Below are 13,759 nucleotides of genomic sequence, written 5' to 3' on the forward strand. Positions count from 1 at the left end.
CCGGTCAAGCGGCGCGGGTCTGTTCCTGGGCGCCGGACGGGGCCGCCTTGCCGAAGCGGAGCGGTGCGTCCTCGATGGGGGCGCCGCGCAGCATGGCGCGGTCGCGGTAGTAGTTGTTCCACAGCCGCCACGGGTCGCGGGTGCCCTGGCGCGGCATGGCCTTGTCGGCCCGCGCGATGTAGCCGGAGGTCAGCGCCTCGCCCATGACGGAGAACTCCGAGCGGTCGGCATCGCGGGCCACCGGGGTGGCGATGTCGTGGCCGTGACGCCGCATGTGCGCGACGAGGCGGGCGGTGTAGCCGGCCGCCAGGTCGGCCTTCAGGGTCCAGGAGGCGTTGGTGTACCCGATGACGAGGGACATGTTGGGCACGCCCTCCAGCAGGACGGCCTTGTAGAGCACGCGGTTGGTGACGTCCACCGGGTCGCCGTCGACGGTGAGTGCCATGCCGCCCAGGAGGCGGACGTTCAGCCCGGTGGCGGTGACGACGATGTCGGCCTTCAGCTCCTCGCCGGACTTCAGCCGGATGCCGTCGGCGGTGAACGTGTCGATGTGGTCGGTGGCGATGGCGGCCTTGCCGCTCCTGAGCACCTTGAACAGGTCGCCGCCGGGGACCACGCACAGCCGCTGGTCCCAGGGCTTGTAGCGCGGGCTGAAGTGACGCATGTCGACGCTCTTGCCGGCCCGGACCCGCACGAGACCCAGCAGGACCTTGCGGGCGAGCCGGGGGTACTTGCGGCAGAAGGCGTAACTCCCGCGCTGCAGCGCGATGTTGCGGGTGCGGGCGATCGCGTGGGTGAGCCGGGCCGGGGCACGCAGCTTCTGCAGGAGGGAGGTGACCGGGTCGACCTCGGGCAGGGCGAGGATGTACGTGGGCGAGCGCTGCAGCATGGTGACGCTCGCGGCGGCGCCGGCGAGGGCGGGGAGCAGGGTGATGGCGGTGGCGCCGGAGCCGATGACGACCACGCGCCGGTCCGTGTGGTCGAGGTCCTCGGGCCACTGCTGGGGGTGGACGAGCGTGCCCCGGTAGTCCGCCTCGCCGGGGAACTCGGGGCGGTAGGGCTCGTCGTAGTCGTAGTAGCCGGTCGCGCCGACGAGGTAGCCCGCACTGTAGGACTCGCGCTCGCCGGTGGTCTCGTCCTCGACGTCGACCGTCCACCGGCCGTCGGTGTGCGAGAAGTCCGCGCTGATGGCGCGGCGGCCGAAGCGGATGCGCTCCAGCACCCCCGCGTCGGCGGCGGCGTCCTCGACGTAATTCCGGATGTCCGCGCCCTCGGCGAGAATGCGGGCCTGGCGCCAGGGCCGGAAGCCGAACCCGAAGGTGGCCATGTCGGAGTCGGAGCGGATGCCGGGATACCGGAACAGGTCCCAGGTGCCGCCGACGCGGGCGCGCCGCTCGAGCACGACGACCGAGGCGCCGGGATTGTCCCGCAGGACATGGCACGCGGCGCTGATGCCGGATATGCCGGCGCCGACGACCAGGACGTCGACATGCTGCTGCTCCATCGCGCAGACCTCGCTCTCGCTCGTGGCACCTGAACGGGGAAGGGCGGAAAGCCGCTGCCGCTCGGGGCGCTGACGCTTGCTCAGGCTTGTGGTGACACCCGTGCGCCTCCTCGCAATTTACCTGCGACACAACGTTTCAGATACCGCCGGTAACGTGATGTGGGTCACTTCGATGCGGAGGTGGGCCCCGCTCACTCCCCCACCGGGGCGTGCCCCAGCAGGTGGAGCTCCTCGGTGTCGAGCCGGCCCTGCAGGCGGCGCAGCACGGTGTCGTCGATGTCGCCCGTGTCCCGCAGCCGGATGACGACCGCCCGGCGCTCGGCGAGGAGGGCGAGGCTGAGCGCCGTGTGGTCGTCGGTGAGGCGCACCGGGTGGACGGCGCGTTCCTCGGGATCGTCGGGGATCGTGGCGCAGCGCTGTGCCACGGTGTCCGCCCGCAGCTGGTGGGAGCGCAGGACCGCCTCCCGCACGGTGGGCGCCGTCTCCAGGCGGGCGGCCAGGCCGGGCAGGGCCGCGAGCGCGGACTCGAGCGCCGCCGACTCGGCGAGCCACTCCTCCCGGGCGACGGTCCGGTCGTGCGGGATCCGCGCCCAGCGCACCACCCACGGCAGGATCAGTGCCTGCGCCATCGTCACGACGATCACCACGCCGGTGACGAAGACGACGAGCTGACGGGACGGGAAGGCCGCACCGTCGTCGAGGCGGGCGGGCACACCGAGCACGGCGGCCAGCGAGATCGACCCGCGGAACCCGGACAGGGCGCTCACGGTCAGCCGGCGGCGCGAGTACGTCGTACCGGAGGCGCGGGCGGTGCCTCCGCGGACGATCCGGAAGAACGCGGCGACGCCGAAGTAGTAGGCGAAGCGGACGGCGATGAGCGTGCCGGCCACGGCGAACCCGGTGGCGAGGGCGCGCGGGGTCTCGGCGTCGCCCATCGTGCGGACCGAATAGTCGAGTTCGACCCCGATGAGCACGAACAGGGAGCCGTTGAGAAGGTAGGTGGCGACCATCCAGAAGTTCTGCGCCTGAACGCGCACCTCGGCCCGCACGGTGCGCGGCCCGCTCTGGCTGAGCATGAGGCCGCACACCACGACGGCGACCACGCCCGAGGCGTCGATGTCCTCGGCGACGAGATACGCGGAGAACGGGGCGAGCAGCAACAGCACCTGCCCGCGCAACGCGTCCGTCTGCGCCATCCGGGCCCGCAGCCACTGCACGACCGTGCCCGTGGCCAGCCCGATCAGCGCTCCGCCGCCGTACCCGAGGGCGAACAGCCATCCGACGTGGGGGGCGGTGATGTGCTCCGTGCCGACGGTCACCCCGACCGCGATGCCGTAGACGACGAGCGCCGTGCCGTCGTTGAGCAGGCTCTCGGCGCGCAGCAGCGTGACGTCCCTGCGCGGCAGCAGCCGGGCCACGACGTTGACCGCGGTCGCGTCGGTCGGCGCGACCGCCGCGCCCAGCACCCAGGCCGGGCCCCAGCCGATCCCCAGTCCGTGCGCGACGCAGGCCACGGACGCCGCGGAGGCGATGACCAGGACCGTGGCGGCCAGCGCGACGTCCGTGAGGTGGCGGCGGATCTCCCGCAGGGACGTGTTGAGGCTCTCCCAGGCGAGGAGCGGGGGCAGGAACAGCAACAGCACCACTTCGGACGGCAGTTCCACCTTCCGGAGCGCGGGGATCAGGCCGATCAGCACGCCCATGACCATGAGCACCACGGGCGGCGCGATGCGCAGCCGGTCGCCGAGCGCGGAGCCGACCAGCACGGCGACCCCCAACAGCACGACAAGCTCCAGACCGAGCACACGTTCCTCCCTCAGACACGGCGATGCCTCAACTGTGCCGTGCGCGTGCGCGGTATCCGGCCCCGGCACCCGGGTGTCGGCCCTGCCGGGCGCATGCGCATCGGCCAGGAACGCCGGGCGGCCGGTGGCCCGGCAATCCGGGGTTCTGGCGACCGCCTCACACGGGGGCCGCCACGGGGTGGACCGCTGGGCGGGTTCTTCCGGGGGGCCGCTGGGGGGCGCCCCCGGTGAGTGCCACTGGACGGAAAGACCGAAGGGCCGGTGTCGGATGTCTCCGATACCGGCCCTGATCTGCGACTCTTTCGAGTCGGGACGACAGGATTTGAACCTGCGACCCCTTGACCCCCAGTCAAGTGCGCTACCAAGCTGCGCCACGTCCCGATGCCCGTCTGACCTGGGGTTTCCCCCGGCCGTTCGTGCATGAGAACAATACCGCACTTACCCGGGTGGTCACGAACCCCTTTCCCTCAGGCTCCCTCAGGCCGCCGGGTCCGCCCGCTGCCCCCGCTCGAAGTACGCCGCGAGCTCCGGGTCGAGCGGGGGGACCTGGCGGGGGCTGCCGCCGGTGCGCAAAGAGGCCGTGGCCTCGTAGCCGGCGGCGACCGCCATCCGGGCCGCGACGGGCGAGGTGTCGGTGGCTCCGCCGTCGCGCGCGAAGCGCAGGAACTCGTCCATGATCAGCGGATCCGCCCCGGCGTGCCCACGGCCGCCGCCGTTCCCGGGGATCGCGTACGTCTCGTCGGGCTCGGCCCGGTACCCGGAGCGCCGGGCGTTCCAGACCTTGACCTGGCCGCCGGGGCCGTCGCCGAAGTTCTCCAGGCGGCCCGCGTCACCGATGACCGTGTAGTTGCGCCAGTAGTCGGGGGTGAAGTGGCACTGCTGGTACGAGGCGAGGACACCGTTGTCCAGGCGCATGTTGAGCAGGGACACGTCCTCGATGTCGATCACCGGGTTCAGCGCGCGCTGGGTGTGCGGCGGCCAGTGGCCGTCCTTGGTGTACCAGTCCTCGGCCTTCGGCTCGCCCGGAGCGCGGCGGTGCGGGTTGTCTCCGTACACCATCAGGTCGCCCATGGCCTGGACGTCGCGTGCGTAACCGCCCGACAGCCAGTGCAGTACGTCGATGTCGTGCGCCGCCTTCTGGAGCAGGAGGCCGGTGGTGTACTGACGCTCGGCGTGCCAGTCCTTGAAGTACCAGTCGCCGCCGTACCCCACGAAGTGACGCACCCAGACCGTCTTGACGGTGCCGATGGCGCCGCGCCGGACGAGGTCGCGCATCAGCCGCACGACGGGCATGTGCCGCATGTTGTGGCCCACGTACAGTCGGGTTCCGGTCGAGCGCGCCGTGCGCAGGATCTCGTCGCACCGCTCGACCGTGATGTCGAGGGGCTTCTCGACGAAGACCGGCTTGCCGGCCCGCAGGGCGGCGCAGGCGAGGTCGGCGTGGGTGTGGTCGGGGGTGAGGACGAGCAGGGCGTCGATGTCCGGGGCCTCGATCACCTTGCGGTGGTCGACGGCGGACCACGCTCCGGGGAACGCCGCGGCGGCCGCCTCCCGTGCCAGGGGGTCGGGGTCGGCGAAGGCCGCGACGGCGGCGCCGCGCCCCGGACGGTGCGCGGTGCGCGCGATGCTGCCGCGCAGGCCGTATCCGATGACACCGATACGGAGGTCTTCCATGTCAACTTCCTTCCCGTGGGGCTGTGTCGGCGGCCCGCCGCGTGGCCGGATTCCTCACCATTTCCCCACACCCCGGGGACGGCACGGGTCTCCGCGGCGGCGCGGGCCGCGCGCCCGGCCCGCGGTGCTTCGCGGCGGCGCGTGTCTTGATGCGGGCGTTCACCGGTCCGAGTGCGCCGGCTCGGCGAGCGTCCGGCCAGGGAGGCGTCCGATTCCGCATCGCACACTCCGTCGCGCGCCCCACACCACCGTCATGCCCCCTTCGCGCCGGTCCTCGCCCCAATGCGCCGTCCCCGACCTCAAGCGAAAGAACACGGCAAGGGTCCCACACGCCGCCCGGAGCGGCTGCGATTCCCCTTATCGATGGGGGGATCCGCAGTTCACGGCCGTGGGACCGATCCCGCGCGCGCCTCCCGTGCCGGCCCCTGCCCGCCGAGCGCCACCCCTCGCGCCCCGGGTCGCACGCCCGCTCCGCCCCCTCCCGGCCTCTTCGCCGACTCCCCGGAACCGCCGGAAGATCACCAGGTCAGCGGCGCCGTACGGGCGGCAGGGCCGCCCTCGCGACCAGGTGCACGGGGCACCCGCGTTCGGTTCGCCACGCCGGCCGGATGCCTCGCTCCGCCACCCCCCGCCACCCCCGCGGCGCCTCGGTGCCCGCGGACGCCGCGGCGAGCCCCCGCCTCGTTCACTCACACGCGTGAAGGAGAGTCCACTTTCGTCACGGTCGAAGCTGAATCGGTTCTGCACTTGTCCTCAGATGTCACGACCGTGCCCATGCGATTCCGCTTCCTGTCCCTCAGTGCCACTTGCCCACGAAACCTTTGCCGTGGGCATGTGGCAGAAACTTGTGTGAAGGGGATGCAATCGACGGGGGCCGGACGGGGCCGAGTCCCCCACAACACATCGTCTTTGAAACGCCAACTCGCTTGATTCTGGCCAAGGTTGACGACGAATGAGTAAAAACCGACAGTGATCCACCGCAGGAGAGAAGTCGGCCCCTTCGGGAGGGGACCGCTGCCGATGCACCACCTGCCGGGGCCACCCCCCACGGCAGGCGTTTTCGCGGAGGAGGGCTCGCGGATGTACGGAGACTTCACCAGCCGACCGCACCAGCAACTCAGGGAAGATGTAAGGCACTTCGCCGAACACGAGGTACGGCCGCGGATAGCCGGGATGGAAACGGCCCGGACCGTCCAGCACGAGCTGTCGCGGCTCATCGCACGCCAGGGCTGGATAGGGGCCACGGTGAGCCCCGAGTACGGCGGCATGGGGGTCGGGCACCTGGGCAAGACCATCATCATCGAGGAGCTGTCACGGGTCAGCGGCGCGATGGGCGCCATGGTGCAGGCCTCGCAGCTCGGCGTCGCCAAGATCCTGCACTTCGGCAGCGAGGAGCAGCGCAAGAGGTGGCTCCCGGCCGTCGCGGCGGGAGAGTGCCTGCCGACGATCGCGGTCACCGAGCCCGAGTCGGGCGGGCACGTGCTCGGCATGGCCGCGAGCGCGGTGCGCGACGGCGACGACTACGTCCTCAATGGCCGAAAGATTTATGTGGGCAACAGCCATGTGGGCGATCTCCACGGGGTGATCCTGCGCACCGGACCGGGCTCCCAGGGGCTCTCGGCCTTCCTGGTCGAGTCCGACCGGCCCGGCTTCTCGCTGGGCGAGCACCGCGAGTCGATGGGGCTGCACGGGTTCAGTTTCGGCGAGGTCCGCTTCGACAACTGCCGTGTGCCGGCGGCCAACCGGCTGGGCGAGGAGGGGGACGGTCTCGCCGTCGCGTACTCCTCCAGCGTCCTGTACGGGCGGGCCAACCTCACGGCCGTGTCGCTCGGCATCCATCAGGCGATCCTGGAGGAGACCACGACGTTCTGCCGTGAACGCATCCGTTACGGAAAGCCGCTGCACGAACTGCCCAACATCAAAATCAAGTTGGGACAGTTGCAGTCACGGGTGATGACGGCGCGGCTGGTCGCCTACCACGCGGTCCAGCTGCTCGACCAGGGGCTGCCCTGTGACGCCGAGCTGATGAACGCCAAGGTCGTCAACGTCGAGTCGGCTCTCGACTCGGCGCGCAACGCCATGGAGATCCATGCGGCGGCCGGTCTGTTCACCGACCGCCCCATCGAGCGGTATCTGCGCGACGCCCACCACATCTTCGCCCCGGCCGGAACCTCCGACATCCAGTTCCTGAGACTGGCCGAGATCGCGCTGGGCACGGCGAAGGGCCAGTGGTCGCAGCGGCTCTCCGAGCTGGTGCGTGATCAGGAGCCGGCCGCGGCCTCCCACTGACCACCGGTGCACCGCGGGGACGGCTCAGATGCGGCCGTCCTCGCGCCGGTGGATCTGTTCGATCAGTTCCGCCGCCATCGACTTGATCGTCTCGAGGCCGGCCCGGCCCCACGGCCGGGGTTCGGTGTCGACCACGCAGATGGTGCCCAGGGCGATGCCCGTACGGTCGATGAGCGGCGCTCCGAGATAGGAGCGGATGCCGATCTCGTCCACCACCGGATTGCCCGCGAACCTGGGGTAGTCGCACACGTCCTCAAGGACCAGGGCCTTGCGCCGCACCACGACGTGGGGGCAGTACCCGTGGTCGCGGGCCATGATCCGGCTCACCCCGCCGGCCCCGGCGACCGCGGCGCCCAGGTCCGAACCGGTGTGGGCGCCGTTCGGGGTGTGCAGGCCGGCGAAGAACTGCTGGTTCTCATCGATGAAGTTGACCATCGAGAAGGGGGCGCCGGTCACCTCGGCGAGCTTGCGCGCGAACTCGTCGAAGGCCGGATCGGGCAGCTGCCCCATGCCCAGCTGCCGCAGCCGCTGCACGCGGACCGGTGCCTCCCGGTCGACGGGGGTGAGCAGAAGGTGTCCGGTCGGGTCGTACGTCATAGTCAGGCTCCATGGCTGGTGGCTGCCGGGACGGTGGCGAGCAGATGCTGGACGAGGGTGACCAGCGTCCGGATGCCGGAGCTGCCGATGCGGGCGTCGCACAGCACGACGGGCACCTCGGGCTTGAGGTCTATGGCGGCCCGCACCTCCTCCGGGTCGTAGCGGTACGAACCGTCGAACTCGTTGACGGCGACGAGGAACTGGATGCCGCGCCGCTCGAAGAAGTCGACGGCGGCGAAGCATGCGTCGAGTCTGCGGGTGTCGGCGAGGATCACCGCGCCGAGCGCCCCTTCGGACAGCTCGTCCCACATGAACCAGAAGCGTTCCTGTCCGGGCGTGCCGAAGAGGTAGAGCACGTGGCGGTCGTCGAGGGTGATGCGGCCGAAGTCCATGGCGACCGTGGTGGTGGTCTTGGACTCGATCCCTTCGAGGCTGTCGTGCGCCACGCTGACCGTGGTGAGGAGCTCCTCGGTGGAGAGCGGTTCGATCTCGCTCACCGCTCCGACAAAGGTCGTCTTGCCGACCCCGAACCCGCCCGCGACGAGGATCTTCAGCGCGGTCGGGAACAGGTCCACGGCGTCCCCGGCGGGGCGGGCGTCACAGCCGTCGTCGTAGGCCATCGAGCACTGCCTCCAGCAGAGATCGGTCGGTGGGCGCATGCGTGGAGCGCGGTGCCCGTGCGGTCACCGCACCGCAGTCCACCAGATCGGAAAGGAGCACTTTGGTGACGACGGCGGGCAGCCGCAGATGGGCCGAGATCTCCGCCACCGACGTGGGGCCCTTGCACAGGCCGAGCGCCTGTGAGTGTTCGGGGCCCAGATGCGTCTGGGGAAGGGTGCCGGTGGCCATGATCTGGGACAGCAGGTCCAGGGCCGCGGTGGGCCTGGTGCGGCCGTTGCTCACCGTGTAGGGGCGGATCAGGCGACCGGCCGCGTCGTCGAGCCACGGCCCGTCCTGTGAGGACGCCACGGTCAGCCCCTCAGGCCGCTCGGCGCTCCGGCGCCCTGCCTGGCCGGCGTCACGAGGTAGGGACGTACGCTCTTGACCAGCATGGCCATCTCGTAGCCGAGGACCGCCGCGTCCGTCTCCCGGCCGGCGAGGACGGCGAGACAGGTGCCCGAGCCCGCGGTGGAGACGAACAGCAGCGTGGAGTCGAGCTCCACCACCACCTGCCTGACCTCTCCCCCGTCGCCGAAGCGCGCGCCTGCGCTGCGGCCCAGCGAGTAGAGGCCGGAGGCGAGGGCCGCCATGTGGTCGGCGCTGTCGGGGTCGAGGCCGTGAACGGATTTCACCAGACCGTCGCAGGAGAGCAGAACCGCATTGCGGGTGTAGGGAACCCGCTGGACCAGTCCGCTCAGCAGCCAGTCGAGGTCCGAGACGTGTCCGGTCGGCGCATCGCTCGCCATGGTGCATCTACTCCTTGGAGTGTTCGGCGTCCGTTTCCGACGGGAGCGCCGAGGGTGACTGGTGGGTCGGTTGTGCGGTGGGGCTCTGCTGCGCCTCGGCGAGCCCGATGCCCCGCTGGAAGGCGGCCATCAACCCCGGGTCGTGCAGGGTGTGTTCGTCGTTCCTGCGCGGTGCCGGTGCGTCCCGAAGCTGCGGTACGAGGTGTTCCTGGCTGCGGCGTTTGGGCAGGTCGGGGCGGCCCATGGTGCCGCGCACGGCGCCGTTCTGGGATCTCGGCGCGACGATCAGCCGGGGCTCGGTGCTCTCGGCGGCCGCGCCGTGGTGGACGCCGGGCGCCGCGGCGGCCGGGTTGGGCCGCTCCTCGTGCGCCCCGCGCACGGGCAGCGGACCGCTTCCGCGCCCGGCCGTGGTGGGCTCGGACAGCGGGTGCCGGGGCGGCGGCAGCAGACCGGCGGAGGGCGCCCGATGTACGGGCTCCGACTGTACGGGTACGGGTTGTAGGGGTTCCGGTTGTACGGGTTCCGGTTGTACGGGTTCGGGGCGGGCGAGGGCCGGTTCGGGCGAGGGCGCCGTAAGGGGCCCGGCCGGCAGAGGTGCGGGGGGAAGGGACGCGGGCGGCTCGGCCAGGCGGGCGGCCGGGTCGGGGGCGGGCGGCGCGGCGACCATCCGCCCCGCGCTCTGCGGATCCGCGCCCGGCTCCTGCACCTGCGCCTGTACCTGCGCCTCTGGACGGTCCTGCTGGTTCCCGTCGCCGGGCTCGGCGCCCAACAGGCCCTGGGGCAGCACCAGTACGGCCTGCACTCCGCCGTAGATGTTGGTCTGGAGCCGGACCGCGATGCCGTGCCTGCGGGCGAGCGCGGAGACCACGAACAGCCCGATGCGGCCGTCCTGGAGGAGATGGGCGACGTTGACCTGGTCGGGGTCGCAGAGCAGCGCGTTCATCTTGTTCTGCTCGGTGACCGGCATGCCGAGGCCGCGGTCCTCGACCTCCACGGCGAGCCCGGCCGTCACGAACTGCGCGCGCAACAGCACTTGGGTGTGCGGGGCGGAGAACACCGTGGCGTTCTCGACGAGTTCGGCGAGCAGGTGGATCACATCGGCCACGGCGTGGCCGCGCAGCGTCCCGTCGATCGGCGGGACCAGCTTGACCCGCGGGTACTGCTCGACCTCCGCGATCGAGGAGCGCAGCACCTCGGTCATGGTGACCGGGTGGGACCACTGGCGCCGGGAGATGGCGCCGCCGAGGACGGCGAGGTTCTCGGCGTGCCGGCGGATGCGGGTGGCCAGGTGGTCGACGTGGAAGAGCCCCTTGAGCAGCTCGGGATCCTCGACCTCGTTCTCCAGCTCGTCCAGGAGCTGGATCTCGCGGTGCACGAGGGACTGAAGCCGGCGGGCGAGGTTGACGAAGACCTCGACCTTCTGTTCGTTGCCGACGCTGCTGGAGAGCTGGGAGGCCTGCACCACGGCGACCACGGCCGCATCGTGCGAGCGCGTCAGCTCGTGCGCCAGCAGCTCGAACTCATCTGCACCCGGCGGCAGTTGGGCCGGTGCCGGGCGCGCGGGCGGCCCCTCTCCTCGGCGCAGCGCCTCGACGACCGTCCGCAGATCGGCGGCCGACCTCGCGCTGCCACGGCGCAGCCCGTTGGCGCGGCCGAGCACGGTCTTGGCGGCCCGGTCGGCGCCGATGCCGGCCGCGACCAGGGCGGCGAGCGCCAGCACGGCCAGGCCCGCGAGCAGCGCCCAGAGACCCATGGAGGGGTGCCTGCCGGTGGAGTGCAGGGTGAAGGCGACGGCCGCGGCGCCGCAGAGCACCGCGACGGTGGCGGGCAGGACGGCGGCGCGCAGCAGGTGCGGTCGTATGCGGGATTCGGGCGCCGCGCGCGGGCCGGGGGCCCGTGGGACGCGGCGCGCCGGATCGGGGTGGCCCGCATCGCTCTGGGTCTGCTGCGGCCGGGTGGTGGTGCGGCCGTGCCGTCCGCCCTCGCGGCGGTCCGGCCGCGCTGCGGGTGCGCGGAGATGAGACATCGGCGTCCTCGGTGCGTGGGGTCCCATGGATCACTCTGGCGGGCCCAACTCGGCTGATGTAAGGCCCATTTTGATCGTCGACCACTCACCGTAGTCGCCTGTGCGACACCCTCGGTGCGCTGTTGCCAAAGTTCCCCGGGAGGGGTCCCACTCTGGTATGACGCGTCGCACTGCAGATCGATAACCTGCGAGAACGCGCCCTGCCCGCAGCGGAACGCCGCATACCGTTTCCGTCGCCGTTCCGGCCCCGCGGCGCGCCACAACCGCGGGGCCCGCGATGCGCGCGGGGCCGGAGCGGACTCCCGCCCGCTCCGGCCCCGCCGTTGATCGGTCGGCTTCGGACTCGCCCGCCGTCGCCGCTCCTCAGCCGTCCGATCCCGGCAGGGTCGTCGTGGTGAGGGTGCCCGCGGGGACTCCGGCGAGCGCACCTTCGATGGAGTCGCGCCAGACGGGGCCCGCGAGGGTGCCGCCGAAGGCCTGGCCGACGGTGGTGCCGCCGATGCTCTGGCCGTCGAGGTCGTGCGGGCTCCTGGTGTCACTGACCACGGCCGCGCCGGACAGTTCGGGAGTGAAGCCGGCGAACCAGACCTGCTTGCTGTCGTCGGTGGTGCCGGTCTTGCCCGCGCTGTCGCGGTCGGTGAGACCGGCGGGCTTGCCGGTGCCGTCCTGCACGACGCCCAGGAGCATGGTCGTGACGGTGTCGGCGGTCTGCGGGGACATCACCTGGTGGCAGTCGGCCTGCGGCACCGCGATGCTCCCGCCGTCCGGCTTGGTCACCGAGGTCACGGCGACCGGGGTGCAGTACGTGCCGTGATTGGCGAAGGTCGCGTACACGTTGGCCATCTCCAGCGGCGTCAGGTCATTACTGCCGAGCGTCAGTGAGGGAACCACCTGGAGCTTGGTGCCGCCCGCCTGGGCCTTGATGCCCAGCGAGTTGGCCATCTTCGCCACCTCGCACAGCCCGGTGTCGGCCTCCAGCTCGGCGAAGTAGGTGTTGACGGACTGGGCCATGGCGTCCGGCATCGCGAAGGGCCCGACCAGGGAGTGGCTGTCGTTGTGGACCTCGCCGTTCTCCGGGTAGGTGTTGCCGGAGCAGTCCGACATGGCGGGCCAGGGCATGGAGTAGGGCGCGGGGTACTGCTGACTCGGGCTCGTGCCCTGCTCCAGCGCCGCGGCCGCGACGATCGGCTTGAACGTGGAGCCGGTGGGGAAGCCGAGGCCGCCGCCCATCTTCGTGCCGACGTTGAGGTTGATCTCCGTCTGATGCGCACCCAGGCCGTAGTCACGGCTCTGCCCCATCGCGACGATCTTGCCGGTACCGGGCTGGACGAGGCTCATCACCGCGGCGGCGTCGTCCGTGGTGTACGCGTGCGAGGTGACCGAATCCTGAAGGGCCTTCTGCGCCTTGGGGGAGAGCGTCGTGTGGATCTGGAGCCCGCCCCTGCTCCACAACGCCCGCCGCTCGACGGCCGTCTTGCCGAACGCCGGGTCGCTCAGGACGGTCCGGTGCACGTAGTCGCAGAAGAAGCCCTCCCCCTGATGGGCGGTGATGCAGCCCTGCCGCGGCGCGCTGATGTGCAGCTTGATGGGCGTGCCGATCGCCTGCTGGGCCTGGGCGGCGGTGATCGAACCGTACTCGGCCATCTTGTTCAGGACGGTGTCGCGGCGCTGCTTGGCGAGGGCGGCGTTGGTGACCGGGTCGTACATGGACGGCGATTGGACGAGCCCGGCCAGCAGGGCGGCCTGGGGCAGGGTCAAGTCCTTGGCATGGACGCTGAAGTAGCGCTCCGAGGCCGCCTCGATCCCGTACGCCTGCTCCCCGAAGAACGTGATGTTGAGGTAGTTAGTGAGGATCTGGTCCTTGGGGAGGGTCTGTTCGAGCTCGATGGCGTACCGCAGCTCCTGGATCTTGCGGCCGATGGTCTGGCGCTGGGCTTCGAGGACCGCTTTCTGGTCAGTGCCCGCCTGCTCGACGAAGACGTTCTTGACGTACTGCTGGGTGAGGGTCGAGGCGCCCTGGGCCACGCTTCCGCTGGCGGCGTTCTTGTTCAGCGCGCGCAGCACGCCCTGCAGGTCCACGGCTCCGTGCTGGTAGAACCGGTTGTCCTCGATGTCGACCAGCGCCTTGCGCATGACCGGCGCGATCCGGTCGCCGGGTATCACGGTGCGGTCGCGGTCGTAGACCGTGGCTATGAGCCCGCCGTCGGCATCGAAGATCTTGGACGCCTGCGACAACGGCGGTGTCTTGAACTCGTCGGGCAGACTGTTGAAGCTCTCCGCCGCGGATTTGGCGCCCACCCCCAGCGCGCCCGCCACCGGCAGCGCGATACCGGCGGCCATGACGCCCGCCAGGACGCTCACTCCGAGGAAGCGAAGGGTACGGGTGACGGGGGATCCGGTGGCCGGGGGCCCGGCCGGACGGGAACGCGTGAAGGGCATACAGCGAAACATACGCAGT

At 71.2% G+C, this 13,759-nt stretch carries 10 protein-coding genes and 1 tRNA gene; 1 reads left to right on the forward strand and 10 read right to left on the reverse strand.

What is annotated here, in order from left to right; all coding sequences use genetic code 11:
* Positions 1 to 4 precede the first annotated feature (4 nt).
* The 4 genes from OG432_RS03365 to OG432_RS03380 form a co-directional block, all read right to left on the reverse strand.
* Positions 5 to 1,504 carry a flavin-containing monooxygenase gene (locus OG432_RS03365; RefSeq protein ID WP_328307537.1) on the reverse strand — a complete coding sequence of 500 codons (1,500 nt, stop codon included), beginning with the start codon at positions 1,502 to 1,504 and terminating at the stop codon, positions 5 to 7.
* 191 nt (positions 1,505 to 1,695) lie between these two features.
* Positions 1,696 to 3,309 carry a Na+/H+ antiporter gene (locus OG432_RS03370; protein ID WP_328307539.1) on the reverse strand — a complete coding sequence of 538 codons (1,614 nt, stop codon included), beginning with the start codon at positions 3,307 to 3,309 and terminating at the stop codon, positions 1,696 to 1,698.
* A 307-nt stretch (positions 3,310 to 3,616) separates the two neighbouring features.
* A tRNA-Pro gene (locus OG432_RS03375) sits at positions 3,617 to 3,690 on the reverse strand.
* A 96-nt stretch (positions 3,691 to 3,786) separates the two neighbouring features.
* Positions 3,787 to 4,983: a Gfo/Idh/MocA family protein gene (locus OG432_RS03380; protein WP_328307541.1), complete on the reverse strand. Its 1,197-nt coding sequence runs from the start codon at positions 4,981 to 4,983 to the stop codon at positions 3,787 to 3,789.
* Positions 4,984 to 6,063: 1,080 nt separating this feature from the next.
* Between OG432_RS03380 and OG432_RS03385 the strand changes: the two genes are divergently transcribed.
* On the forward strand, positions 6,064 to 7,272 hold the full coding sequence (locus OG432_RS03385) for an acyl-CoA dehydrogenase family protein (protein WP_328307543.1): 1,209 nt from the start codon (positions 6,064 to 6,066) through the stop codon (positions 7,270 to 7,272).
* 24 nt (positions 7,273 to 7,296) lie between these two features.
* On the opposite strand, the gene OG432_RS03390 is transcribed toward OG432_RS03385, so the two are convergent.
* The 6 genes from OG432_RS03390 to OG432_RS03415 form a co-directional block, all read right to left on the reverse strand.
* On the reverse strand, positions 7,297 to 7,869 hold the full coding sequence (locus OG432_RS03390) for a GAF domain-containing protein (protein WP_328307545.1): 573 nt from the start codon (positions 7,867 to 7,869) through the stop codon (positions 7,297 to 7,299).
* A gap of 2 nt (positions 7,870 to 7,871) precedes the next feature.
* Positions 7,872 to 8,489, reverse strand: coding sequence for a GTP-binding protein (locus tag OG432_RS03395; RefSeq protein WP_328307547.1), 618 nt, complete (start codon positions 8,487 to 8,489; stop codon positions 7,872 to 7,874).
* A complete protein-coding gene (locus OG432_RS03400) occupies positions 8,467 to 8,838 on the reverse strand; it encodes a DUF742 domain-containing protein (RefSeq protein WP_328307549.1) in 372 nt (123 codons plus the stop codon). Before OG432_RS03400 ends, OG432_RS03395 begins: the two co-directional genes overlap by 23 nt.
* A 2-nt stretch (positions 8,839 to 8,840) precedes the next feature.
* Positions 8,841 to 9,275: a roadblock/LC7 domain-containing protein gene (locus OG432_RS03405; RefSeq protein ID WP_328307551.1), complete on the reverse strand. Its 435-nt coding sequence runs from the start codon at positions 9,273 to 9,275 to the stop codon at positions 8,841 to 8,843.
* A gap of 7 nt (positions 9,276 to 9,282) precedes the next feature.
* Positions 9,283 to 11,301 carry an ATP-binding protein gene (locus tag OG432_RS03410; protein WP_328307553.1) on the reverse strand — a complete coding sequence of 673 codons (2,019 nt, stop codon included), beginning with the start codon at positions 11,299 to 11,301 and terminating at the stop codon, positions 9,283 to 9,285.
* Between the two features lie 363 nt (positions 11,302 to 11,664).
* Positions 11,665 to 13,740, reverse strand: a complete 2,076-nt coding sequence (locus OG432_RS03415; RefSeq protein ID WP_328307555.1) for a transglycosylase domain-containing protein — start codon at positions 13,738 to 13,740, stop codon at positions 11,665 to 11,667.
* Positions 13,741 to 13,759: the final 19 nt, after the last annotated feature.

It is taken from the genome of Streptomyces sp. NBC_00442 (genome assembly GCF_036014195.1).
Taxonomy (GTDB): Bacteria; Actinomycetota; Actinomycetes; order Streptomycetales; family Streptomycetaceae; genus Streptomyces.

Coding starts and splice junctions, on each gene's coding strand:
- OG432_RS03365 (WP_328307537.1), bottom strand. CDS start 1,504: ATGGAGCAGCAGCATGTCGACGTCCTGGTCGTCGGCGCCGGCATATCC.
- OG432_RS03410 (WP_328307553.1), bottom strand. CDS start 11,301: ATGTCTCATCTCCGCGCACCCGCAGCGCGGCCGGACCGCCGCGAGGGC.
- OG432_RS03380 (WP_328307541.1), bottom strand. CDS start 4,983: ATGGAAGACCTCCGTATCGGTGTCATCGGATACGGCCTGCGCGGCAGC.
- OG432_RS03385 (WP_328307543.1), top strand. CDS start 6,064: ATGTACGGAGACTTCACCAGCCGACCGCACCAGCAACTCAGGGAAGAT.
- OG432_RS03405 (WP_328307551.1), bottom strand. CDS start 9,275: ATGGCGAGCGATGCGCCGACCGGACACGTCTCGGACCTCGACTGGCTG.
- OG432_RS03395 (WP_328307547.1), bottom strand. CDS start 8,489: ATGGCCTACGACGACGGCTGTGACGCCCGCCCCGCCGGGGACGCCGTG.
- OG432_RS03415 (WP_328307555.1), bottom strand. CDS start 13,740: ATGCCCTTCACGCGTTCCCGTCCGGCCGGGCCCCCGGCCACCGGATCC.
- OG432_RS03390 (WP_328307545.1), bottom strand. CDS start 7,869: ATGACGTACGACCCGACCGGACACCTTCTGCTCACCCCCGTCGACCGG.